Here is a 22,948-nt window from a genome sequence, read left to right as displayed (position 1 = left end):
TAGGTTGTGGTCTTTTTTTATGTGTGACGCCAAGAGATTGTAAGGCGTAAAAGATAGTGCTTGTACTGCAATCAAACACTTTTGCGATTTCGTGCAAATAGGCATCAGGGTTTTGTTCTACATAAGCTCTAAGCTCATCTCTGTTCACCTTATAACCACGACTACCGCCACTTTGGCAGGATAAATCTCCTTGTTCTTGTTTTTTAATCCGAGCATACAAGGTGCTTCTTAAAATATTGTAGGCAACACAAACTTTACTTATATTGCCACAATTACCTAAGTAGGCTAACGCCTTTTGTCTAAGCTCTATTGCATGTGCCACAATGGATAAGTATTGCAACATAGGTTTGTAGTGTTTTTTAGGAGGGGTGGATTTGGCATAAAAGCCCTGTTTACACAGGGCTTTTATTTATAAACAGGACTTATTTATTTGGTTTATTTGGCAAATCCCTAAGCTCCCATGTCGGCGTGGATTCATAGACCTTTGGTGGGGCTTGAACTTTGGGGTTTAGACCCACCGCAATCTTATGCCAAATTGACGAATTATCATATGCTTCTCGCTCGGCAATGGCGGCTTTCTTTTTGCGTTGGATTTGGTTGTTTTGAATGACGTAGACCGTGCGAGTATCGCTCGCCACCGTTTGGGCATTTTTGTCCATCACGATGGCTTCTAGCGTGTACTCGCCTGCCACCAAATCAATGGTTGGCACGCTGGCGGTTAGCCCATCACCCACCACTTTGCCATTTAATAGCACCGCTGTGGTATAACCCATCTCCAATGTTGGCGACACAGTAGCCTGCACATCAATACTCTGGGCAGGGCGATGATAGGCACGGTCTTCGGCAGGCTCGGTGATTTGGATGTGATAAGCAAAGCTCAATGTCGGCAGGATAGATAATGCCACGCACATCGCTGATTTGAAAAAGGTTGATTTTGAAAAATGAGTCATCTAAGTTCCAATGCTACAAATAATCTTATTGTACCCAAAAATCAGCAAAAATGCACGCAAAACAAAACGGCATAAACCCAAATTCATGCCGTCTGTCTTTTTAGGGCGTACCCTAACGATTAGCAACGATAATACATATCAAATTCTAAGGGGTGTACCGCTTCATTAATACGCTGTACTTCTTTCATTTTTAGAGCGATATAGTCGTTAATCATTTCTTTGGTAAAGACCCCACCTTTTAACAAAAAGTCATGGTCATCACGCAGGGCATTTAGTGCCACTTCTAGATTTTCTGCCACCGTTGGGATAAGCATTTCTTCTTCTGGGGGCAAATCATACAGGTTCTTATCGGACGCTTCACCAGGGTCAATTTTATTTTCAATGCCGTCAAGCCCTGCCATAAGTAGTGCCGAAAACGCCAAATAAGGGTTGGCAGAAGGGTCAGGGAAACGCACTTCCACACGCACCGCCTTGGGGCTATTGACATGCGGAATGCGAATCGATGCCGAGCGGTTGGACGCCGAGTACGCCAGCTTAATCGGTGCCTCAAAGTGCGGTACAAGGCGTTTGTAGCTGTTGGTGCTAGGATTGGTAATGGCGTTTAAGGCACGAGCGTGCTTGATGACCCCACCAATAAAGTACAAAGCAGTCTTAGACAGTCCTGCGTACTCATCGCCAGAGAATGTGTTTACACCGTCTTTTGAGATGGACATATTCACATGCATGCCCGAGCCATTGTCTCCAACCAAGGGTTTGGGCATGAAAGTGGCGGTTTTGCCAAATTGACTGGCGACATTTTGTACGATGTATTTAAACTGCTGTACTTCGTCCGCTTTTTTAACGAGCGTATTAAACGAGATGCCGATTTCTAGCTGACTGCTCGCCACTTCGTGATGATGTACTTCAATACGACCTTCGCCCATGACTTCATCAATGCGGTCGCACATCACCGCACGCATGTCATGATAATGGTCAATGGGCGGTACGACGGCATACGCCCCTTTGACGGCAGGACGCTGACCGCTATTGCCCCACGCATAGTCTTTGTTGGTACTCCACGCCGCCGCTTCAGAAATGACGGTGTGTCTGGCTCCTGACATGTCAATGTCCCATTTGACTTCATCAAAGACAAAAAATTCAGGTTCAGGGCCTATCAAGGCTTTATCGCCCAGACCTGTCGATTTTAGGTACACTTCGGCACGCTTGGCGATAGAACGTGGGTCTTTGGCATAGCCTTGCATGGTGTCAGGTTCGATGATGTCGCACGCCACCACCACCGTTGGCACTTCAAAAAATGGGTCAAGATAGGCGGTATCAACGTCCGGCAACAATATCATGTCCGAGCTTTCCACGCCTTTCCACCCTGCCACGCTTGACGCGTCAAACATCTTACCGTCTTCTAGGGTGTCTTCGTCCACGCTGTATGCAGGAAAGGTTAGGTGCATTTCTTTGCCGTGTGTGTCGGTAAAACGAAAATCCACCCATTTCGCCCCTGATGATTCAATCAAGTCAAGTAACTTATTCGCCATGCTCGCTCCAAATTTGTAACTTAGTTAATCGGTTAAACTGCTATAATTTACCACTACTTTGGCTTTTATGCAAATGGTATTTTATGATAAATTTGCGTTTATTCATGAAAAATTATCAGCACCACTTTTAGCCTAAGAAAACAAATATACTCCAAAACCAACATTAATCTGGTAAATTCATCTGCGACTGGTCGGGATTTAACCCAAAATAAAACACAAACGTCGCCACCATGCTATTTGCCAAAATAAATGCCAAATCCAAGCTCTCATGCCCCATCACAAACCGCCCAAGCAGTGCCGATACCGCAAGCATGACCACAAAACACGCCAATAATAGCTGTATCATGGTCGGGTGTGTGAGTGTGTAATTTGTGCCTGCTTTGCGTTTAGGATTTAGGATTTTTAAATTTATCATAAATCCGATGACATATACCGCACTACCTAATATTAAATAACCAAGAAAACCCATCTTTATTTACCTTAATTTACTTTATCCGCCCAAACGTTTGCAGTGAGCCGTTTTTTGTTTTATCTCGCCATAATTAATCGCCCCCAGCTCATAACCAAAATTATCTTTATCAATCACCGTTACCGCTTGTATTATTGGGCTATTTTCTCTAAACATCTCTGTAAATAAAGCCTGCATTTCTGGCTCCTTCTCATATTCTCGTTGTTTTGATATGGCATTATAAATCATCACATGATTAATATTCCCTACATTTACTGTCAAATGCTTACCATCAAAATCCCAATTATCTTGCGTACTCATAAAGACTGATTGAATATCTACCCCTTGATAAATCTGCCGAGTTTCGCCATAGCCTACCGAACGCCCATCGGCAAAGAAATGGTGCATATTTTGACTTTTGGTAACATTGCCGTCCACTTGCTCTATCAATAAATCACATTGCCAAACCCCAACCAAATCATCTTTATTAAAAGCGATGTTGGCATAAGTCATGGTCGCCATGAGACTTATGATACTGACGATAAATAATTTTTGCATGGCTGATATTTATTCCTATGTTTTTAATATTAAAATGACTAATATAAATTAAGCGATAATTTTTAATTTGATATAGGGCAAATTAATTCACTCTATATCAAAAACAATTAACCAGTAATTAATCAATCTTTTAAATTGACATTGGATTTATCATGCCATTGGCAATAATTCCAACTTCTCGCCCTGCTCTACCGCCTTACGATTTTTTATGGTATTCGCCCAGCGTATGACGTTTTGGTATTCGTGTACACTCAAAAATTTAGACGCGTTATATTTGGCATAGTCATTCTCGCCAATGTACAAATTGCCTAGCACCAACGCTCCATACCACGGATAAATCGCCATGTCAGCAATGCTGTACTCGCCCGCCATATAGTCATGCTCCGCCAGATGTTTGTCTAGCACATCAAGCTGGCGTTTGGTTTCCATCGCATAGCGGTTAATGGCGTACTCAATCGGTGTGGAAGCATACGCATAAAAATGCCCAAAACCACCACCGACAAAGGGAGCTGACCCCATTTGCCACATGATCCACGACAGCATTTGGGCGTGGTCGGTCGGATTTTTTGGTAAAAATTTGTCAAACTTTTGAGCAAGATAAAGCAGTATCGCCCCACTTTCAAACACCGATATGGGCGTGTCGGTGCTATAATCCACGAGTGCAGGGATTTTTGAATTGGGGTTAATTTCCACAAAGCCTGTGCCAAACTGCTCGCCATTCATGATATTGATTTTAAAAGCGTCATAGTCAAGTAGCCCCAACGCCTTTAACTCTTCTAAGATGATATTAACCTTAATGCCGTTGGGCGTGTTTAGGCTGTATAACTGATAAGGCTTATCGCCTTTTGGCAAGGTCTGTTCGTGCCTTGCCCCTGCGGTCGGTCGGTTGATGCCACCAAATTTTCCGCCCATGTCATTAGGCGTCCAAACTTTTGGGGGTGTGTAGCTCATGACTTTACTCCAAATTAAATTTTACGTTTGCAATGGTTATTTTCAATATCGGTTGGAAAATCTTCATCAATGCTTTCAAAGGCGGTAATATAGGTATCTTTATCAAGAAAACGAATGCGACTTATCATATCTTCTGATATCATCTGTTCGGCTTCAGACCGTTCCATCACAACTATGGAATTTATCAATTCATCTCTTTCGCTCAAATAATAAACACTCTCATCAAGATTGGGCATATCCACCGCATAAGATTGAACAATCCCATCATAATAAACAACCTTATCGCCCATCACACGATATTTAAACAACATTCTGACGGTGTCTATTTGATAAAAATCATCATCTTTATCCCATTGATACACAATAGATTTTTCGGACAATATACCATCATCACGATATTCAATATCGCTGGTATAGTGAAAATATTCATCTTCTATGCCCTTATATTCCCATTTACCCACCAAACTCTGTTAAAGATTTGCCATTACTAATGTTGGTAAAAACAAAATACACGCAAGAAAATTTTTAAGCATTATTATCTCCAATTAATATACAATCAATCATTAAAACCAAACTTATTTTAAGCGTTGGCAATGCCCTTCAAAACCATCTTCAAAATAATAACGGTGTTTATCTTTGCCATCAAATTCAAGATAATGCCAATTATTTTCTTCAAAACTCTCCATCATTAATGCCCTACCTTCTGCATTTACTTTATCGTCAAATTTATAAAAGCCACCATCAGGTAAAATAAAATAATATTGATAATAAGTGATGTCTGGATTACTCATCAATAGCTTATTATCTTTGAGTTGCCATTGATAATTCATGATACTAAATTCCAATTCAGGCAAATTATCTACTCTTTCTTTGGTTTCCATAAACTCCGTTGCCGTACCATCGGCATGATAACGCATGAGTGTTTTTACCAAATAGTATTCACTATCTGCCACGCAACGCCAATCACCTACCACATCAGGGGCAGATATATTGCTATTTGCTAAGGCTGTCATGGGTAATATCATCGCCCATAAAAGAGATTTTTGCATGATTATTCCTTATAAAATAAAACCAAATAAACCTTGTTTATGACACGTGGTAAATATCTGACTGTCCACATCATTCATGATAAAAGATTTTTTATTGATAAAATGAATATCAAACGTTCTTTTGTTAATGTCATTATTCATCATGTCCTGCACCATTGGCAAGGATTTTTGTAGGGCGATACTTGCCTGCTCCAAATCATCTTTATTGGCATTTGGCATTCTGACGGCATAATTATGAAATTGATGATTGCCATAATGCAGGGTCTCTTGTGCCAATGTCCATGACGATTTGGCAGTGGCGGATTCGATTTGATAGGCATAATCATTAGGCTGTCCATAATAAATGCGAATATGCTCGTGCATGGTGTGGTTTTTAAAAAACTGCAACTGACTTTCTTGTTTAATGAGCGGATTGGCGTGTTTGATATGGCATTGCCATTTGCCAATCAGGGCTTTATCGCTATCAGCATGGGGGCTATATGACGGATTGGCAAGACCAATTATCGGCAGTATCATGCACAGACTTAGACTGGCACTCATCATGCGTTTAGACATAGCCAATTTCCTTTAAAAACTGATATAACTCATCGGCAAATTTGGCGTACCCTACCCCATTGGCGTGGATTTGGTCGGATTTTAGTTTGTCGTCCGATAGGATATTTGACCATGCTTTTTCAAGTAATGGAACGTTCATCTCGCTCGCTACGTCTTTATACACAGGGTTATCGCTTGCCTTGCCAAACAGGGCACTGGCGGATAAATGTGGCTCGGCAATCAGCACCACAGGGATATTTTTGTCTTGCAATACCTTGATAATGCTTACCAAATTAGCACGGGTTTCGCTGGCATTTACTCGTCTTAGCACGTCATTGCCGCCAATCCCCAGTAGCACCAATTTGGGATTTTCGCCAATCACGCTGTCCATGCGGTTAAGTACGTCTTTGGTCGTATCGCCATTAACGCCCATATTGATGATGTTCCAGCCTGTTTTTTGAGCAAGGACAACAGGATAGCTTTGGGATTTGTCCGCCCCATAGCCAAAGGTTAGACTATCGCCCAATGCCACAACCTTTGCCCCGCTTGACATGGCGGTATATTTGGGCGTGTCGCTACACCCAATGGCGAAGGCAATGAGCAGGACGATGAGTGATTTTAATAGGCTACGGCGGTTTGGCATGGTTTTTTCTGGTTAAATTTTTAAAATTATAACAAAAAAGACGGAAAAATTTCCGCCTTTTTTGTGGGTTTTATTTTACTAAAATTACAGTAAAATTTTGCGTGGGTCAGCAAGCAATTTGGCGATATAGCGAGTAAACACCGCCGCATCTGCTCCGTTAATCGTACGATGGTCGTATGACAACGATAGCGGTAGCATAAGACGTGGTTCAAACTCTTTGCCATTCCAACGTGGCTGATAGGTAGATTCAGAAATCCCCAAAATTGCCACTTGTGGGTGATTAACCAGCGGTGTGAAATAAGTACCTCCCATGTTGCCTTGGCTTGAAATGGTGAATGACGCACCTTGCAAGTCTTTGGCGGACAGTTTCTTATCACGGGCTTTTTTGGCAAGCTCGCCAATCTCAATGGCAAGCTGGCGAATGCCTTTGGCTTGGGCATCACGAATCACAGGCACAATCAAACCGTCATCGGTCGCCACCGCAATACCCATGTTCACCGATTTACGGATAATCATTTGGGTGTTGTCATCCGACACGTGGCTGTTGAATTTGGGGTGCTGAGTCAGAGCATACGCCACCGCCTTAACGATAAACGCTAAAATGGTAAGGCTCACGCCTTGTGCCTTAAACTCGGCTTTTAGCTCGTTACGCATGGCTTCGGTGTCGGTAATGTCCGCCAAATCAAACTGCGTAACTTGTGGCAAAAGCGTGTTTAGGTTGAGCTGCGGAATAGAGACTTTTTGTAGGCGCGTTAGATCAACCGTCTCAATCTCACCCCAGATTTCTTTATTGCTCATGTCAGGCAGTGGTGGCAGACTAATCGCCGAACCGCTTGCCACGCTGGCAGTGGGCTTGGTGGTGGCACTGCTGATGACCGACTTGACATAGCCAAACAAGTCTTCTTTTAGGATACGACCGTGTGGAGCTGTTCCCTTCACAAGGCTAATATCCACGCCCAATTCACGAGCCAACTTACGCACGGCAGGTCCTGCGTGAGCGTCTTTGGCACGAGCGTTCACTTCTGCTTCTGGCAGTTTGGCACCGCTTGCAGGGGCAGAAGTTTGGGCGGGGGCTTTTGGCGCTTCTGTCTTAGGCGTATCAGTTTTGACTTCTGCTTTGGTTTCGCTTAGAGCGGACGTTTGGGCGGGGGCAGAACCACCTTTAATGGCAATAAAGGCTTGACCGTTGGTTACGGTATCGCCAGCATGTACCAAAATCGCCTCTACCACGCCGTCAAGTGGGGCTGGCACTTCCACAGATGCTTTGTCAGACTCAACAAGTAGCAAGGATTGACCCTCAGTAACGCTATCGCCAACCTTAACAAGCACTTCGGCAACTTCAGCACTATCCACGCCCAAATCAGGTAGGCTGTGCGTTTGGCTTGCACCGCCCGAAACCGCACTTAGGGCTGGTTCGGATTTTGACTCTTCAGCTTTTGGAGCTTGCGGCTCTTCTTTTGGTTCTTGTGGGACTTCTTGAGTTTCTGCTTTTGAAGTAGAGTCAGATTGACCTGCTTCTACCTCAAAAAGGGCTGTACCCTCAGAGATACTGTCGCCAACTTTTACCAAAATGGCGGTTACGGTACCGCCCACAAGGGACGGCACTTCTACGGACGCTTTGTCAGATTCCGCCAAAATTAGGCTGTCATTTTCGGAAATAACATCGCCAACTTTTACCAAAATTTCTGCCACTTCGGCACTGTCTACACCCAAATCGGGGGCTTTAATTTGCATGATTTGTCTCCTTATTTGGGTTCGGTAATATTGCTGTCGTTAAGCAGTTTGGCATCTGCCTTATCTTCGCTACGCCCTTCGGTGCTGATGGCACTGTCTGGCTCATCTTTTAGCTCAGGCACAGCTTTTGGTGTTGGGCGCGCAGGAGCTGGGGCATCTGGGTAGTAGTCATGGTGTGGTTGCGGCTGCCATGCAGGAAGTTGGTCAGCATCAATACCAAAGCTAGAAATGGCATCTTTAACCAAACGCACGTCAATCTCGCCCTCGTCCGCCAACTTTTTCAAGGTGGCGACCACGATATGAGCTGCATCCACATTAAAGAAGCTACGCAAGTTGGCACGAGTGTCCGAACGTCCAAAACCGTCTGTGCCTAGCGTGGTATAAGGGCGTGTGTCAGGTAGCCAGCCACGAATCTGCTCAGGATAGTTACGCATATAGTCGGTAGCAGCAACCACGATACCTTTGTGTGGGGCAAGCTGTGTGGTGACCCAAGGTAGTTTTGGTTCGTCCGTTGGGTGCAAGCGGTTGTAATCGTCGCACGCCATGCCGTCACGAGTCAGCTCATTAAAGCTCGTTACACTCCATACGTTGGCTTTGATGTTAAACTCTTCTGCCAAGATACGAGCTGCTTTTTGCACTTCTCTTAGAATCACGCCTGAGCCAAGTAGCTGCACTTGGGTTGAGCCGTTGTCTTCTAGTAGGTACATACCACGCTTGATACCTTCTTCAATGGCTTGTCTGTTGTCACCAATGGCAGGTTGGTCGTAGTTTTCATTCATGAGTGTGATATAGTAGTACACACGTTCACCATTGCCATACATACGTTTTAGACCGTCATGCACGATAACAGCAAGCTCATAGCCAAAGCATGGGTCATAGCTGACACAGTTTGGTACGGTGCCAAATAGAATGTGGCTGTGACCATCTTGGTGTTGTAGGCCCTCGCCGTTTAGCGTGGTACGTCCTGCGGTTGCCCCAAACAAGAAGCCTTGGGCTTGCATGTCACCTGCCGCCCATGCAAGGTCGCCAATACGCTGGAAGCCAAACATCGAGTAGTAGATGTACATCGGAATCATCGGCAGAGCATTGGTTGAGTAGCTTGTGGCAAGGCTAATCCACGAACTCATCGCCCCTGCTTCGTTAATGCCCTCTTCTAGCATATGCCCGTCTTTGGCTTCTTTGTAGCCCATGAGTGCTTCGGCATCTTCGGCAACATAGTTTTGACCGACTGATGAATAAATGCCAAGTTGACGGAACATGCCCTCCAATCCAAAGGTACGAGCTTCATCAGGAACGATAGGCACAACGTATTTGTTTAGCCCTTTGTCTTTTAATAGTGCCGAAAGCAAACGCACAAATACCATCGTGGTGGACTGCTCTTTTCCTTTACTGCCTTGTAACACACCGTCAAACACAGACAATTCGGGGATTTCTAGTGGGATATGACCGCTACGGCGAGCAGGCAAGTGTCCGCCCAAAGATTCACGGCGACCCATTAGGTATTTGTATTCAGGACTGTCTTCGCTTGGGCGGTAAAATGGCAAGTTTTGCAATTCGTCATCGCTGATTGGTAGGTCAAATCTGTCACGGAAGTATTTTAGACCGCTCTCGTCTAGTTTTTTCAATTGGTGAGCTTTGTTTACCGCTTGGATTTGCTTGGATAGACCATAGCCCTTGACAGTTTTAACAAGGATAACAGTTGGCTGACCCTTGGTTTTCATGGCTTCGGCATAAGCAGCATAGACCTTTTTGGGGTCGTGTCCGCCACGGTTTAGACGCATGATTTCATCATCAGACAAGGCAGACGCCATGTCGGCAAGCTCTGGGTATTTACCAAAGAATTCTTTGCGTACAAACGCACCGTCACGAGCGGTATAAAGCTGATATTCACCGTCCACCACTTCTTCCATGCGTTGCTTTAACGCACCCGATGTGTCTTTGGCAAGTAGGCTGTCCCAATGATCGCCCCAGATGACTTTAATCACACGCCAGCCTGCCCCACGGAATACCGATTCTAACTCTTGAATGATTTTGCCATTACCACGCACAGGACCGTCAAGGCGTTGTAAGTTACAGTTGATGACCCAAATTAGGTTGTCTAATTTTTCACGACCTGCCATTGAGATGGCACCCAAGCTCTCTGGCTCGTCCGTCTCACCGTCGCCTAGGAACGCCCACACTTTGCGGTCTTCATCTTTGATAAGGCTACGGTTGGTTAGGTACTTTTGGGTGCGGGCTTGATAGATACTCATCAAAGGTCCAAGACCCATAGATACAGTCGGGAACTGCCAGTAGTCAGGCATCAAATAAGGGTGCGGATAGCTTGATAGACCTTTGCCGTCCACTTCACGGCGGAAGTTTTTGAGTTGTTCTTCTGACAGACGACCTTCCATAAAGGAGCGAGCGTACATACCAGGGGCGCCATGACCTTGATAATAAATCATGTCGCCACCGTGGTTCTCGCTTGGAGCTCGCCAAAAGTGGTTAAAACCAGTTTCATACAGGGTTGCCGATGACGCAAATGTCGCCAAATGCCCACCCAAATCATCGTCATTTAGGTTAGCACGCATCACCATCGCTAGGGCGTTATAACGCATGATTGAGCGGATTTTACGCTCTAGGTGCAAATCCCCTGGGTAAGCAGGCTCGTCCTCGGCGGGAATGGTATTGATGTAGGCGGTGTCTAGGCGGTTAAAGGGCAAGCCTTCTTGTACGGCTTTGTTATATAGGGCTTTTAATAAGAATTGAGCCCGCTCTTTGTCGGCGTTTTTGATGACCGACTCAAATGCATCAAGCCACTCTTGGGTTTCTACATGGTCGGAATCGTTGTAATAGGTCGTCATAAAATTTTCCTACTGTTGTGAATGCTAAGATGAACTTAGCGATGAATGTCAAGCACAGATAGCTTGACAGAAAACTATGTCACTTTTGTGAAAAGCTGTGAAAAGTTACTTTTTATAAAAGCTAATTTTAGTCATATATTATAAAAGACTTTGCCTAAAATTTGTTATGTTTTTTGGTAAATGTTTATCATTGAACTATTTTTTAAATAAATAGGGCGTGCTGAACATTGATAACATTTTTATGAAATAAGATGAAAATTTTAATGCTTTAATCCATTTTTGCATGAAAAATGGCTAAATCTTGTGGCTCGAAGTCAAAAACTTGCTTGATAGAATGACTATCAATCTCAAGTTTTTTCCTTGAAAAACGTGCGATTTTTCTCATTTTTCATTGCAAATACCAACATTCAACACGCCCTAGTGAAAATAAATTTTGGGTGAAATCATAACAGACATCTCACCCCAAGCCCACTAGCCAAACACGTATCGCCTACCACCAAAGGATGACCAACAGAACAAGTCACTGATAAAACGCTTGTACTGTTTTCTCGCCATCTTTGACAATGTCCACAGGCGTATCATCGCACGGCACTTGATAAATGGTGTTCGCCCCTTTAAAAATATAGACCACATAAGGACTGTCAAGCATTGGATTGATGTTTTGACTGGCGTCCTTGATCTTTGCCAATACCATCATCTCATCAGGGCGTGCCAGTACACGCTCGACATCAGATTTATCAAGCGATAAGGCATTCACGCCAAAATAATCCCACGCCTCATCCACGCTTATCTCATCCAAAGGTTCGGGGTTATCCCACAGCGTTTTTGCCCCGTCAGGCTCTTTCATTTGCATGACAAAACCGCCTGCCTGCTCACTCACTTTTATCTGAGCAGGGCTATTTTTCTCAACGCTATAACAGCCGACAAATGCCCCTGCCTGCCCATCTGCTTTGGCAGTCGGGGCGTTATCGGTTGGGGCGGTTTGGTTGCAGGCGGTTAAGCCAAGGGCAAAGAAAATGGATAGGATACAAGAATAAGATTTGATAGACATGGTGTGATTAATAAAGGTTAAGTTAAATTGATTCGTGTCAGTTTTTGATTTTAGATGATTTTATTAATTTTAAAAGCAAATCATCAAGTACTGACATCATTTAAAAAAAATGATAAGTTTATTAAGGGGTAAATTTTAAAAAACAAAATTGCAATCAACAATATTTTTAGACAATCCCCATCGGAATACATTACAATTTGTTTATGTTAAAATCTTATTATTTTTGGCAAATGCGACTGTTACCGATATTTGTAAATTTTAAAAATTATTCAAATAACAAACCAAACCATCACTCAGGACGGCTAGACAGACGATGATAGCCCACGCTCTCACCAACATCACCGACAAAACCAAGCTGTCGCCACACTTCATACAGACAAATCGCCACGCTGTTAGACAGGTTAAGACTGCGAGAATCAGGGAGCATGGGCAATCTTAGCCAGTTATCCGCCCCAATGTCATCACGCACAAAAGACGGCAAACCGTCTGTCTCTGAGCCGAACACCAGTGCCACCGAGCTGTTACCAACTTTAAAATCATAGTTATAAAACGGACGGCTAAACTTGGTCGTCATCGCCACGACCGTATCCACGCCCACGCTTGCCAAATAAGCACGGCACGTCTGCCAGTCATCATGTACTTGCATGTTGGCATATTCATGATAGTCAAGACCCGCCCGTCTTAGCTTTTTATCATCAAGCTCAAAGGCCAAGGGCTTGATAAGGTGCAATTTTGCCCCTGTATTGGCACACAGACGAATGGCATTGCCGGTATTGTTGGGGATTTTGGGGGTGTAGAGAACGATATGAATTTGTTTCATGGCTGTATTTCGTTGTTATTTTTATAAAAAAGCCCGCACCAAATGATTGACGTATTTAAAGCCCATCTTGGTCGGGGCGATGATGTCAGGGTGAAACACCATCAGCCCTTGATGTTGCAGGGGTAAAAGCTCATTATCAATCGTGCTAATAAGTAGCCCCGTCCGCTCTTCAAAGGTGCAAGTCGTCGTGCCATCTGCCAAACGCAGGGCATTCATCATAAATTCAAAGGGCAGGCTTTCATCCGCTACCCGTTCAAAGCCTACCATCTTTGGGGCGTTATCATAATTTAGATAGTCTTTGGGCAGGCGAGATTTGGCATAACGATAAATGCCATCTGGATAATCATCATGTCCACGCAGTGTTACTTTGCCATGCCCACCTGCCCCAATGGCAAGATAGTCGCCAAACTGCCAATAATTGACATTATGACGACACGGCTCATCATCACGCCCGACCCATGCCGACACTTCATAATTGGCAAAACCTGCTTGCAAAAGTCGCTCTCGCCCTGCATTCTCTATGCGTTCTAGCTCATCATCACAGGGCAGGTCGGGCGGACTGCGATAAAAGGCGGTGTTCGGCTCAATGGTTAGCTGATACCATGAGATGTGCGTTGCCCCTGCCGATAATGCCATGTCAATGTCACGCACGGCAAGTGTGGCGGTCTGATTGGGCAAGCCATGCATTAGGTCGGCATTGATACGGGTAAAGCCTGCTTGTTTGGCGTTTTTGACGGCATTGACCGCTTCATCATGGCGATGTATTCGCCCCAATGTCGTCAACACCTCATCATCAAAGGACTGCACACCCACCGATAATCGGTTGATACCCAGTGCCAAATAGTCGGCAAAAGGGGCGCGTTCTAGCGTGCTGGGGTTAGCTTCTAAGGTAATCTCAATATCATCGGCAAAAGGAAGCATCTCACGCAACCCCAAAAAAAGCACCCGATACTGCTCTATCGGCAACAGCGACGGTGTCCCCCCACCGATAAAGATACTCTGTATCGCACGCCCCCCTGTTAAGGCAACCTGCGAGCGAGCGTCAGCCAAAAGTGCCTTGACATAGTCGGCAAAGGGAGCAGACTCGGGCAAGGCGTGCGAGTTAAAATCACAATACGGGCATTTTTTAACACACCACGGAATGTGAATGTACAAAGACAATGGGATATTGGCAGGGTCAAGGATTAGGCTATGTTCGTTCATGGGTTTTTGTGGCGTGACACATGCCATGCCTTTTGTTGTTTTTATGATTGGTTGTTATGATTTTTGTGTTAAGTTGCCATACTATTTGGTATTGTATTTAGCCATCATATCAGCTCACGCCTAGTCTTGCACCAAATCATCAAATTGCAACAAACCAAACTTCATTCCCAAATGCTTCTCTAAGGCAGGCAGGTTAAAAGCGTCATCTTCGCCCACCAAGCTAACAGACACGCCCGATTGTCCTGCTCGTCCTGTACGCCCGATACGATGAACATAATCATCGGGCAAATCAGGCAGAGTGTAGTTAATGACATGGGTCACGTCATCCACATGTATGCCACGCCCTGCCACGTCGGTCGCCGCCAGTACATTAACTTCGCCATCTTTAAAGCGTTTTAGGTAACGCTCTCGCTTGGCTTGGGCGACATCGCCTGAAAGCATGGTCACGTCCACATGCTTGCGTAGGTTGTCATACAGGCGTTTGACTTGGTCTTTGCGATTGGCAAAAACAATGGCTTTTTTGACATCATCACTGCCAAGCAACTGCTTTAATGCTGTCAGTTTTTGGCGGTCGGTCAATAGATAAAAACGCTGTTCAATGTTCTTATTGGTACGACTCTCGGGGGCGATTTCCACAAAAGTCGGCTGATACAGCCAGCGATACGCCAAATTCATGACGTCAGTGTTAAACGTCGCCGAGAACAGTAAACTTTGGCGGTGCGTATTGGCAGGCATTTTGTTGATGAGTCGCTTGACATCAGGAATAAACCCCATATCCAGCATGCGGTCGGCTTCATCTAACACCAACACTTCCACACGGTCAAGAAACAGCACGCCCTTTTGCACCCAATCAATAATCAGCCCTGGTGTGCCAATCAAAATATCCATCGGACGACGGTTTATCTCATTTGCTTGCTTGTCATAATCCGCCCCACCAGTCATACACAAGGCATACAACCCACTGTATTTGACGAGCTCTCGGCAGTCGCTATAAATCTGCTGTGCCAACTCTCGGGTCGGTGCTAGGATTAACGCCCGTGGCTCACCCAAATAACGTGTCTCATCATCACCAAACGGGCGAGAAAGCAGGCTTTGGATGATGGTAATCAAAAACGTGGCGGTCTTGCCCGTGCCTGTCTGTGCCTGCCCAATGGCGTCTTGTCCTGCTAGGGTATGGGGCAAGATTTGGGCTTGAATGGGCGTGAGAGTCTCAAAACCCAAAGCCGATACTGCCTTTTGGATGGGTTCTGCTAGGGGTAAGTCACGAAACGTGCTAAATTGCTCGGTCAAGGGCATGTCCTTTTAAGCTAAATGGGCGAATATTGTTTGGTGTTTTTACCAAATGTTTGTCAAGTTTTTATCAATGATATTTTTAAAAATGATAAAAATCAAAAGTGATTGGCAACATTTACGTTTTTATCTTTTGATATTTTCAAATCATCCATCCAAATCATTAAAACAGGCATTAAGTGAGCCTTCCACGGCTTGCTGAACAAACCGCTCTTTGTCGGCTTTGTCATCATAAACAGGCATTTTATAAATGATGTTCAAGCCGTTTTGCCATGTCTCGTCGATAAATGACACCATGTCTTTTTTGGAAAAACTTTTTTCCACTCTTTTTAGGGCTTTATCAAGGTTTTTCTTGGCTTTGTCTTTGCTGACGCCATTTTGATGGTCAATGGCGATGTCATAAACGCCTTTACTGGCAAGCATGCAAATCCCTGCTATCTCTTCGATTCTGGCTGATTCGTCCGCTGATAAGGTCACTGCCGAATGAGCCGTACCGCCAACACCAAGCAACACTAGGATACCAAGTGTATGGATAAGTTTGTTTGGCTTTTGCATAATCACGCCTTTATAAAAGAATCAATCTTATATTTTATCATAACTTATCATAACAGGCAAAACCCAATTTAAAAGCCTAATTTTAAAACCTTATAAAAAAAACCCACCCCAAGGGCAGGTTTTGCGTGATTTAAACATCACATTAATTTGGTGACTTCTTCGGCTTGCAATCCTTTATCGCCTTCGGTCACGACAAATTCCACCATTTCACCTTCTCTTAGTGAGCGATAGCCGTCACCGACAATGGAACGAAAATGCACAAACACATCTTCGCCAGTGGCACGCTGGATAAAGCCAAAACCTTTGGCATTGTTAAACCATTTAACCTGACCTTGTTCACGAGCAGACATAACACTTCCTTAAAAAATACCACATTGTAACACTTACAATGATACAAATAATCAAATAAGCCTACGCACTACGCAGTTATCGTAAACTCGTGCCTAAATATAGCACACTTTTAAAGGGCTGTAAACGCACGTAACCAAACATTAACAAAAAATTTACGCCCCACTACCTTTAAAAATTTGTTAAAATAATCAGCATTTAGCATAAAACACATAGACATCAGTACTCATGAATCAAACCACCCCCCTAAACCGTAAATTATTAGTGCTAAACGGTGCCAATCTGCACTTATTGGGCAAGCGTGAACCGCACATTTATGGTACGACCACCTTACAAGACATCATTCACCGCCTATCCACCACCGCTCATCAGCACGGTATCCAACTTGACCATTTTCAGTCCAACCACGAAGGCGATATCGTGGACATCATCGGTAGCCAAGGCGTATTGGCGGACGACCACGACAAATTTGATGGGGTCATCATCAATCCAGCCGCCTTTACCCATACATCCGTTGCCATTCGTGATGCTTTGCTTGCCAGTGGCAAACCCTTTATTGAAGTGCATTTATCCAACGTCCACGCTCGTGAACCGTTTCGCAGTCATTCGTATTTTTCGGATAAGGCGGTGGGCGTGATTTGTGGGCTTGGCGACATGGGTTATGACATGGCATTGGCATGGTTTTTAAAAAATTTATATAAAACAAACGGCGTACACTCATGACCATCATCGCTTATACTGACGGGGCGTGCAAAGGCAACGGCAAGGCAGGGGCGTCCGCTGGCGGATTTGGCACGCACATCATCTACCCCACAGGCGACGTGCTAAACATTTGGGGCGGTGAGAGCGACACCACCAACAACCGCATGGAACTCATGGGGGCAATCACCGCCCTAGAACGCACGCCTGCCGATACGCCAATACAGATTTGGACGGACTCGGGCTATGTCAAAAACGGCATTACCCAGTGGATTAACAGCTGGAAAGCCAAAGGCTGGAAAAAAGCGGACGGCAAAGCAGTACTCAACCAAGACCTATGGATACGTCTAGATAACGCCTGCCAACGTCGCACCATTGATTGGCAATGGATAAAAGGACATGCAGGACATGTCGGTAATGAGATGGCGGATAAACTTGCCAATGATGGCGTTACTGGCAGTGGTGAGTTGTTTATCAGTCACGCCCCCACAAATAACCCTGCAAGCAACAAGACAGACAGCAAAACCAATACCGAGCCAAACACTATATCAAAAGAGACAGACGAGACAACCACAATGAACGAGACCGCCAACCACGCCCTTGATGATAATAATTTTCACGGCACTGATTTTCATGACAATGCTGTTTATGAAAATGATGTGGGCAATGACATGAGTTATTATGCCGACATGGCAAACATGGTCGCAGATGATGAATTTGACCCCACCGACCCAATGGCAGATGTGGGAGCGGATATGAATGACAGCGAGCCAGTCAGCCAAGCCCAAAATAAAACCCCCAGCAAAAAATCCAAGAAAAAAACACCGCCTGCCCCCATGCAAGTGGTTCGCCACAACCACCAAAACCCAGACTATGACGGACGCACCGATGAGATTCGTGAGCCGTTTTGGGCGGTACTGCCCGACCCCATTCATCGTGGGGCGTCAGAACGTCAGCTGATTATGGATACGGAGACGACAGGCATTGACCCTGCCACGGGCGACCGTATCGTTGAGATTGGCATTGTTGAGATGGTCAAGCGTAAGCCAACTGGGGTTCAGCTACATGTGTACCTAAATCCTGACAGGGAGATGGATGATGAAGTCATTGGCGTTCACGGCATTCATAATGAATTTTTGGTAGACAAGCCCCGATTTGCCGATGTCGCTCCTTATGTCTATGAGTTCATGAAAGGGGCGGAAATCATCGCTCATAACGCCCAGTTTGATATGAAATTTTTATCGCATGAGTTTGACAAAGTGGGCATGACCGACTTTGCCGATGTCGTGGAAGTCACCGACTCACTCATGCTTGCCCGTAAAATGTACGCAGGGCAAAAGAACAATTTGGACGCCCTTGCCAAACGCCTAGATGTCGGTCAGGACATTGACCGTTCCTACCACGGAGCATTAAAGGACTCGCAGATTTTACTTGAAGTCTATCTTGCCATGACCAGCGGACAGATTGCCATGAGCATGGAAGAAGAAGGGGTGAGCCAAGATGACAACAGGGGCGAGATTAGTTTTAGTGATTTAAGTGCCTTATCCGCCCAATTGATTCGCTCAAAAGATGACTTCTCTGCCGATGGGGCATGGCGCAAGAGCGTACTCAAATAACAATTTATCCGATATTTGCCCTATTTAGCATAATTTTACTTGCCAAGTTTCGCCAAACATGGTTAAATGTAGCGATTATTAGGATGTGTTGAATATTGGTATTTGCAATGAAAAATGAGAAAAATCGCCCGTTTTTCAAGGAAAAAACTTGAGGTTGATAGTTATTCTATCAAGCAAGTTTTTGACTTCGAGCCACAAGATTTAGCCATTTTTCATGCAAAAATTGATTAAACCATCAAGTTTTTATCAAACTCCAATAAAATGTTATCAATGTTCAACACACCCTATTGCTTGCCATAAAACAACAGGATTATCATGACTCAATCAGCCAAAACCGCCACCAATTTTGACTTATCATCACTTCATATTTTGCGTAATGAAATCGGCTCTGTGCTAAAAGACGCCGAAGTGCATTTGCGTGAGTTTTATGATGACCCTGACCAAGCCCCCCTGCTGTTAGACTCAGCAAATAACCTATCACAGTTATCTGCCATTTTTAAATTGATTGCCTTTAACGGAGCAGGACTGCTTGCCGAAAATCTATCAGCAAGCTATACGCTGTTGCATGGTAATGCCGATGGCGACGAAGATGAAAATGAGATTCTGATGACAGACATCTCAGAAGCCATCATGCTACTAGACCGTTATGTTGAATTTGTCTTATTAAAAGAAACGCCCGAACCTGCCCTGCTACTACCCATCATTAATAAACTGGGCAAGCATTTGGGACATGCTGTCATCGAATCCACCACCCTAAACCAAAACATTAACAGCGTCATCATCGCCGACCCCCAAGCAAACTACGCTTCTCTTAGCACGCTTGGACTCAATGTCAGAGCCTTGACCCAAGCCTACCGCGCAGGTCTGTCTGTCATCCTTGAAAATAAAGACGGCATCATCTCTGATGATGAACGCCAAAAATTAGATGGCATGACTAAAGCCTGTGCTTTGATTGCCCAGCATTCTGACACCTTATTTTGGCAATCGGCAAAGACCATCACCCAAAACATCGCCAACGACCTACCGCTAAGCCATGCCAAAAAGCGTATCTTGGTTTATCTAGAACAGCAATTTTCTGACTATTTGCCGATTGAGGACCGTCGTTTTGCCGAGATGGTCAGCTTTGCTTGCAACAAAAACAAAGAGTTTGCCACCCTTGCTAATCAAAAGTACGCCCTAAACCGAGTGAGCGACACCAAGTTTAGCGAAATGCAACGATTCTTGTTCGGGCCCAACCGTGAAATCACCGATACGCTCAATAATTTGATTCAAGAGCAAATCGAAGCCATCAAACAAAAAGTAGATAAATTCGTGCGTGCCTCTAACGGCATGGGTGAGATTGGTGACATGGTCAGCATTGATGACATTAAAACTGAGCTTAATACCTTATCCCAGACCATGACCTTGTTGGAGCTTGCCGATGCTAGCCAAGCACTAACAGCAGCATCAGCACAAGTAAGTGGATGGCAAAACCCCACCCTAGAAGACTTGGATACTTTCTTGGATAAACTATTGGTCGCTGAAAACGCTGCCATCTTCCTTGCCAAGAGCCACACCCCTGGGGCAGTTAAATTACCCCTGCACAACCGTGAAATTTCACTACATCAGCTCGATACTTCTTATGAAACTTTGGTCAAAGAAGCACGTAGCAACCTAACTGCGGCAACTTTGGCATTAACTGACTATATCACAGATAGTAACCGTGACATCATGAATCTGCAAAACACACCTGAGATGATTCGCCAAGTGGCAGGGGCGGCGGCGTTCCTACGCCTATCTGCCACATCAGCTCAGCTATACCTGCTGGCTCGTCGCTTAGAAAACGGACTGCTTGATAAAGTTAAAACCTCCCCCGACAGCGAGCTGATTCGCATCAGTAACGCTTGGGCAGATGTCTTGGTGGCGGCAGACTTTGAATTTGAAAACTTTGAAGAAAACCGTCCTACCAATGAACAAAGCATTCTCATCAGCCAAAATAGCTTAAATCAGCTCGTGGCATGAAGCATCAAAGCATCAACACAGTAGACACACAGTCATCAACCACCCATGCAATATGGGTCGTTGATGGCGAGCGTGTTTTTTGTCGTGATGGCAAGCCTTATGCATTTTATCATACTGAGATAGGCATAGATGGCTTAGACGACTTGGATGATGGTTTGGATGACACACTGGGCGTGGTTGAACTACTACATTTTGGAGATGATGGCAGACGGGTATTTGCCATTGATTATCAAAAGATGACTAAGCCACATCCTTTTGATGGCGAGCTCATCGCCTATCGCCATGCCGTTGCCGTAACCGACGGCCACACCGCCCATGAAATCTCGGCAGGCATTCAGCTGTTATTATGGCAAAAGAGTAATCAATTCTGCGGTTGTTGTGGCACCAAAACAGTACGCCACCGCAAAGAAAACACCATGGCATGTCCTACCTGCCATCAGCATTTTTATCCCAAGATACAGCCTTGTGTCATCATCGCCATTACCCGTCCTTGTCCCATGACAGGTCAGCCTCAAATCCTATTGGCACAACATCATCGCCATCAGGCAACAGGCATGTATGGACTCATTGCTGGATTTATGGAAGTGGGCGAGAGTGCCGAGATGACCATTCATCGTGAAGTGTTAGAAGAGACGGGTATTCGCGTGGATAACATCCGCTACATCAAAAGCCAAGCTTGGCCATATCCGACCAATCTCATGCTTGGCTTTTGTGCCACTTATAAGTCGGGGAATATCGTCATCGATGAAGATGAGCTGTTCCATGCTCAGTTTTTTGGCAAAGATGATTTACCACTAATTCCCAAGCAAGGGACGATTGCTTATGAGCTGATTAGTCAAACATTAGGGCTAGATAGATATCCCGAAGAGTTTAACTCGTAAAGCTTACATGACAAACAAGTCATACCACAAAATCTTTACCCAGATACACCCGTTGCACCAACTCATTTTGTAAAATATCACTGGGCGAGCCTTGGGCGATGATGTTGCCTTCGGAGACGATATAAGCCTTTTCGCAGATGGATAAGGTCTCACGCACATTATGGTCAGTAATTAGTACGCCAATGCCCCGCTGTTTTAGGGCGGTGATGACCTCCTTGATGTCACCCACCGAAATGGGGTCAACCCCTGCAAACGGCTCATCCAATAAGATAAACTTGGGGTTACTTGCCAATGCTCGGGCTATCTCACAGCGACGACGTTCGCCCCCTGACACACTCATGCCCAGCGAATGCCGTACGTGCTCCAAATGAAACTCGCCAATGAGCTTTTCAAGTTCGGCAAGTTGGGCGGATTTATCCAAATCCTGACGAGTCTGCAATATCGCCAAAATGTTCTGCTCAATGGTCAGCTTACGAAAAATAGATGCTTCTTGGGGTAGATAGCCAATGCCTGCCTTGGCACGATCATGCATGGCTTTTTTGGACAAATCAGTATCTCCCAACATGACTTGCCCTTTATCCATCGGCACAAGCCCGATAACCATATAAAAACTTGTGGTCTTGCCTGCCCCATTAGGCCCTAAGATACCCACCACTTGCCCTTCGTCTATCTCAAAAGAGACGTCTTTGACCACCCAACGCTGTCCGTAGCGTTTGCCCAAATGGTGCATGGCAAGCGTGGTCATGGGCGAACACCTGTTTGACTATTGGACTCGCTTGGCGGAAACACCAACTCCACACGGCGACCACCGCCAGCATTGGCTTCCACATCGCCCAGTTTTAGGCTATAACGAATGGTATTACCCGAAAAGCTTGCCCCTGCTTGGGTCAGCTTGGCATTACCTGTGAGCGTGATGATACCTGTCACAGCGTTGTAATCAATCTTATTTGCCTGCCCCTTAGCAAGACCCTTTTCTTGAGTGACAACTTGTTGCATGGTTGCAGGGCGACCTGTTGCTAGGGCAGTTTTGATACTGCGTTTGTCATCTAGGTTTAGCGTGATGTTATCGGCGGTGATTTTGAGCGTACCTTGCTCGATGATGACATTACCCGAATAACTGGTTACACCTGTACGCTCGCTGTATGTCGCTTTGTCAGCAAGCAGGCGGATGGGCTGACTGGCGTCCGATGGCAGAGCATGAGCAGATAACGCCATACCCATCCCTGACACAAAAAGTAGGATTTG

The 22,948-nt window shown here is 45.1% G+C and carries 24 protein-coding genes; 4 read left to right on the top strand and 20 right to left on the bottom strand.

What is annotated here, in order from left to right; all coding sequences use genetic code 11:
- From B5J93_RS13305 to B5J93_RS05560, 18 genes are all read right to left on the bottom strand, one after another.
- Nucleotides 1-343 (bottom strand): IS630 transposase-related protein (locus B5J93_RS13305; RefSeq protein ID WP_228144873.1); only part of this gene is annotated, 343 nt, incomplete at its 3' end.
- A gap of 79 nt (nt 344-422) precedes the next feature.
- Complete coding sequence (locus tag B5J93_RS05640; protein WP_079325366.1) at nt 423-950, bottom strand: hypothetical protein; 528 nt, start codon at nt 948-950, stop codon at nt 423-425.
- 119 nt (nt 951-1,069) lie between these two features.
- On the bottom strand, nt 1,070-2,479 hold the full coding sequence (gene glnA, locus B5J93_RS05635) for a type I glutamate--ammonia ligase (RefSeq protein ID WP_079325364.1): 1,410 nt from the start codon (nt 2,477-2,479) through the stop codon (nt 1,070-1,072).
- 163 nt (nt 2,480-2,642) lie between these two features.
- Complete coding sequence (locus tag B5J93_RS05630; RefSeq protein ID WP_029102195.1) at nt 2,643-2,948, bottom strand: hypothetical protein; 306 nt, start codon at nt 2,946-2,948, stop codon at nt 2,643-2,645.
- Nucleotides 2,949-2,969: 21 nt separating this feature from the next.
- Entirely contained in the window at nt 2,970-3,485 is a 516-nt protein-coding gene (locus B5J93_RS05625) for a hypothetical protein (protein WP_079325362.1), read from the bottom strand.
- A 150-nt stretch (nt 3,486-3,635) separates the two neighbouring features.
- Entirely contained in the window at nt 3,636-4,436 is an 801-nt protein-coding gene (gene yghU, locus B5J93_RS05620; protein ID WP_079325360.1) for a glutathione-dependent disulfide-bond oxidoreductase, read from the bottom strand.
- A gap of 14 nt (nt 4,437-4,450) precedes the next feature.
- A complete protein-coding gene (locus B5J93_RS05615; RefSeq protein ID WP_079325358.1) occupies nt 4,451-4,897 on the bottom strand; it encodes a hypothetical protein in 447 nt (148 codons plus the stop codon).
- Nucleotides 4,898-5,011: 114 nt separating this feature from the next.
- Nucleotides 5,012-5,485: a hypothetical protein gene (locus tag B5J93_RS05610; protein WP_079325356.1), complete on the bottom strand. Its 474-nt coding sequence runs from the start codon at nt 5,483-5,485 to the stop codon at nt 5,012-5,014.
- 9 nt (nt 5,486-5,494) lie between these two features.
- Nucleotides 5,495-6,040 (bottom strand): hypothetical protein, encoded by a 546-nt coding sequence (locus tag B5J93_RS05605; RefSeq protein ID WP_079325354.1) that lies wholly within the window; start codon nt 6,038-6,040, stop codon nt 5,495-5,497.
- Entirely contained in the window at nt 6,033-6,662 is a 630-nt protein-coding gene (locus tag B5J93_RS05600; protein WP_079325352.1) for a GDSL-type esterase/lipase family protein, read from the bottom strand. Before B5J93_RS05600 ends, B5J93_RS05605 begins: the two co-directional genes overlap by 8 nt.
- A gap of 84 nt (nt 6,663-6,746) precedes the next feature.
- Nucleotides 6,747-8,396 (bottom strand): dihydrolipoyllysine-residue acetyltransferase, encoded by a 1,650-nt coding sequence (locus B5J93_RS05595; RefSeq protein WP_079325350.1) that lies wholly within the window; start codon nt 8,394-8,396, stop codon nt 6,747-6,749.
- Nucleotides 8,397-8,407: 11 nt separating this feature from the next.
- Nucleotides 8,408-11,239 carry a pyruvate dehydrogenase (acetyl-transferring), homodimeric type gene (aceE, locus tag B5J93_RS05590; RefSeq protein WP_079325348.1) on the bottom strand — a complete coding sequence of 944 codons (2,832 nt, stop codon included), beginning with the start codon at nt 11,237-11,239 and terminating at the stop codon, nt 8,408-8,410.
- Nucleotides 11,240-11,759: 520 nt separating this feature from the next.
- On the bottom strand, nt 11,760-12,290 hold the full coding sequence (locus B5J93_RS05585) for a hypothetical protein (RefSeq protein ID WP_079325346.1): 531 nt from the start codon (nt 12,288-12,290) through the stop codon (nt 11,760-11,762).
- Between the two features lie 289 nt (nt 12,291-12,579).
- Entirely contained in the window at nt 12,580-13,110 is a 531-nt protein-coding gene (locus tag B5J93_RS05580) for a tRNA (cytidine(34)-2'-O)-methyltransferase (protein WP_079325344.1), read from the bottom strand.
- A 21-nt stretch (nt 13,111-13,131) separates the two neighbouring features.
- Nucleotides 13,132-14,340 (bottom strand): radical SAM family heme chaperone HemW, encoded by a 1,209-nt coding sequence (gene hemW, locus B5J93_RS05575; RefSeq protein WP_079325342.1) that lies wholly within the window; start codon nt 14,338-14,340, stop codon nt 13,132-13,134.
- 93 nt (nt 14,341-14,433) lie between these two features.
- On the bottom strand, nt 14,434-15,609 hold the full coding sequence (locus B5J93_RS05570) for a DEAD/DEAH box helicase (RefSeq protein ID WP_079325340.1): 1,176 nt from the start codon (nt 15,607-15,609) through the stop codon (nt 14,434-14,436).
- A gap of 141 nt (nt 15,610-15,750) precedes the next feature.
- Nucleotides 15,751-16,158 (bottom strand): hypothetical protein, encoded by a 408-nt coding sequence (locus B5J93_RS05565; RefSeq protein WP_079325338.1) that lies wholly within the window; start codon nt 16,156-16,158, stop codon nt 15,751-15,753.
- Nucleotides 16,159-16,295: 137 nt separating this feature from the next.
- Complete coding sequence (locus B5J93_RS05560; protein WP_029102179.1) at nt 16,296-16,508, bottom strand: cold shock domain-containing protein; 213 nt, start codon at nt 16,506-16,508, stop codon at nt 16,296-16,298.
- A gap of 226 nt (nt 16,509-16,734) precedes the next feature.
- Between B5J93_RS05560 and aroQ the strand changes: the two genes are divergently transcribed.
- The 4 genes from aroQ (at nt 16,735) to nudC (ending at nt 21,703) form a co-directional block, all read left to right on the top strand.
- Nucleotides 16,735-17,229 (top strand): type II 3-dehydroquinate dehydratase, encoded by a 495-nt coding sequence (gene aroQ / locus B5J93_RS05555; protein ID WP_079325336.1) that lies wholly within the window; start codon nt 16,735-16,737, stop codon nt 17,227-17,229.
- Nucleotides 17,226-18,821: a DNA polymerase III subunit epsilon gene (gene dnaQ, locus B5J93_RS05550; RefSeq protein ID WP_079325334.1), complete on the top strand. Its 1,596-nt coding sequence runs from the start codon at nt 17,226-17,228 to the stop codon at nt 18,819-18,821. Before aroQ ends, dnaQ begins: the two co-directional genes overlap by 4 nt.
- A gap of 315 nt (nt 18,822-19,136) precedes the next feature.
- Complete coding sequence (locus B5J93_RS05545) at nt 19,137-20,822, top strand: hypothetical protein (protein ID WP_079325332.1); 1,686 nt, start codon at nt 19,137-19,139, stop codon at nt 20,820-20,822.
- Nucleotides 20,819-21,703 carry an NAD(+) diphosphatase gene (gene nudC, locus B5J93_RS05540; RefSeq protein WP_079325330.1) on the top strand — a complete coding sequence of 295 codons (885 nt, stop codon included), beginning with the start codon at nt 20,819-20,821 and terminating at the stop codon, nt 21,701-21,703. Before B5J93_RS05545 ends, nudC begins: the two co-directional genes overlap by 4 nt.
- Nucleotides 21,704-21,722: 19 nt before the next feature.
- On the opposite strand, the gene lptB is transcribed toward nudC, so the two are convergent.
- Both lptB and lptA read right to left on the bottom strand, forming a co-directional pair.
- On the bottom strand, nt 21,723-22,448 hold the full coding sequence (lptB, locus tag B5J93_RS05535; protein ID WP_079325328.1) for an LPS export ABC transporter ATP-binding protein: 726 nt from the start codon (nt 22,446-22,448) through the stop codon (nt 21,723-21,725).
- The gene (lptA, locus tag B5J93_RS05530) at nt 22,445-22,924 is read right to left on the bottom strand and encodes a lipopolysaccharide transport periplasmic protein LptA (protein ID WP_174700912.1); all 480 of its coding nucleotides are present in this window, start codon (nt 22,922-22,924) and stop codon (nt 22,445-22,447) included. Before lptA ends, lptB begins: the two co-directional genes overlap by 4 nt.
- Between the last annotated feature and the right edge of the window lie 24 nt (nt 22,925-22,948).

Origin of the sequence: Moraxella equi, from assembly GCF_002027555.1 — a bacterium.
Classification (GTDB): domain Bacteria; phylum Pseudomonadota; class Gammaproteobacteria; order Pseudomonadales; family Moraxellaceae; genus Moraxella; species Moraxella equi.
The sequence above is the reverse complement of the archived record's forward strand: the minus strand, read 5'-3'. Positions and strand labels throughout refer to the sequence as shown.

What these genes read in the sequence shown, in the direction of transcription:
- B5J93_RS05640 (WP_079325366.1), bottom strand. Translation starts at nt 950, where the DNA reads ATGACTCATTTTTCAAAATCAACCTTTTTCAAATCAGCGATGTGCGTG.
- glnA (WP_079325364.1), bottom strand. Translation starts at nt 2,479, where the DNA reads ATGGCGAATAAGTTACTTGACTTGATTGAATCATCAGGGGCGAAATGG.
- B5J93_RS05630 (WP_029102195.1), bottom strand. Translation starts at nt 2,948, where the DNA reads ATGGGTTTTCTTGGTTATTTAATATTAGGTAGTGCGGTATATGTCATC.
- B5J93_RS05625 (WP_079325362.1), bottom strand. Translation starts at nt 3,485, where the DNA reads ATGCAAAAATTATTTATCGTCAGTATCATAAGTCTCATGGCGACCATG.
- yghU (WP_079325360.1), bottom strand. Translation starts at nt 4,436, where the DNA reads ATGAGCTACACACCCCCAAAAGTTTGGACGCCTAATGACATGGGCGGA.
- B5J93_RS05610 (WP_079325356.1), bottom strand. Translation starts at nt 5,485, where the DNA reads ATGCAAAAATCTCTTTTATGGGCGATGATATTACCCATGACAGCCTTA.
- B5J93_RS05605 (WP_079325354.1), bottom strand. Translation starts at nt 6,040, where the DNA reads ATGTCTAAACGCATGATGAGTGCCAGTCTAAGTCTGTGCATGATACTG.
- B5J93_RS05600 (WP_079325352.1), bottom strand. Translation starts at nt 6,662, where the DNA reads ATGCCAAACCGCCGTAGCCTATTAAAATCACTCATCGTCCTGCTCATT.
- B5J93_RS05595 (WP_079325350.1), bottom strand. Translation starts at nt 8,396, where the DNA reads ATGCAAATTAAAGCCCCCGATTTGGGTGTAGACAGTGCCGAAGTGGCA.
- aceE (WP_079325348.1), bottom strand. Translation starts at nt 11,239, where the DNA reads ATGACGACCTATTACAACGATTCCGACCATGTAGAAACCCAAGAGTGG.
- B5J93_RS05585 (WP_079325346.1), bottom strand. Translation starts at nt 12,290, where the DNA reads ATGTCTATCAAATCTTATTCTTGTATCCTATCCATTTTCTTTGCCCTT.
- B5J93_RS05580 (WP_079325344.1), bottom strand. Translation starts at nt 13,110, where the DNA reads ATGAAACAAATTCATATCGTTCTCTACACCCCCAAAATCCCCAACAAT.
- hemW (WP_079325342.1), bottom strand. Translation starts at nt 14,340, where the DNA reads ATGGCATGTGTCACGCCACAAAAACCCATGAACGAACATAGCCTAATC.
- B5J93_RS05570 (WP_079325340.1), bottom strand. Translation starts at nt 15,609, where the DNA reads ATGCCCTTGACCGAGCAATTTAGCACGTTTCGTGACTTACCCCTAGCA.
- B5J93_RS05565 (WP_079325338.1), bottom strand. Translation starts at nt 16,158, where the DNA reads ATGCAAAAGCCAAACAAACTTATCCATACACTTGGTATCCTAGTGTTG.
- B5J93_RS05560 (WP_029102179.1), bottom strand. Translation starts at nt 16,508, where the DNA reads ATGTCTGCTCGTGAACAAGGTCAGGTTAAATGGTTTAACAATGCCAAA.
- aroQ (WP_079325336.1), top strand. Translation starts at nt 16,735, where the DNA reads ATGAATCAAACCACCCCCCTAAACCGTAAATTATTAGTGCTAAACGGT.
- dnaQ (WP_079325334.1), top strand. Translation starts at nt 17,226, where the DNA reads ATGACCATCATCGCTTATACTGACGGGGCGTGCAAAGGCAACGGCAAG.
- B5J93_RS05545 (WP_079325332.1), top strand. Translation starts at nt 19,137, where the DNA reads ATGACTCAATCAGCCAAAACCGCCACCAATTTTGACTTATCATCACTT.
- nudC (WP_079325330.1), top strand. Translation starts at nt 20,819, where the DNA reads ATGAAGCATCAAAGCATCAACACAGTAGACACACAGTCATCAACCACC.
- lptB (WP_079325328.1), bottom strand. Translation starts at nt 22,448, where the DNA reads ATGACCACGCTTGCCATGCACCATTTGGGCAAACGCTACGGACAGCGT.
- lptA (WP_174700912.1), bottom strand. Translation starts at nt 22,924, where the DNA reads ATGGGTATGGCGTTATCTGCTCATGCTCTGCCATCGGACGCCAGTCAG.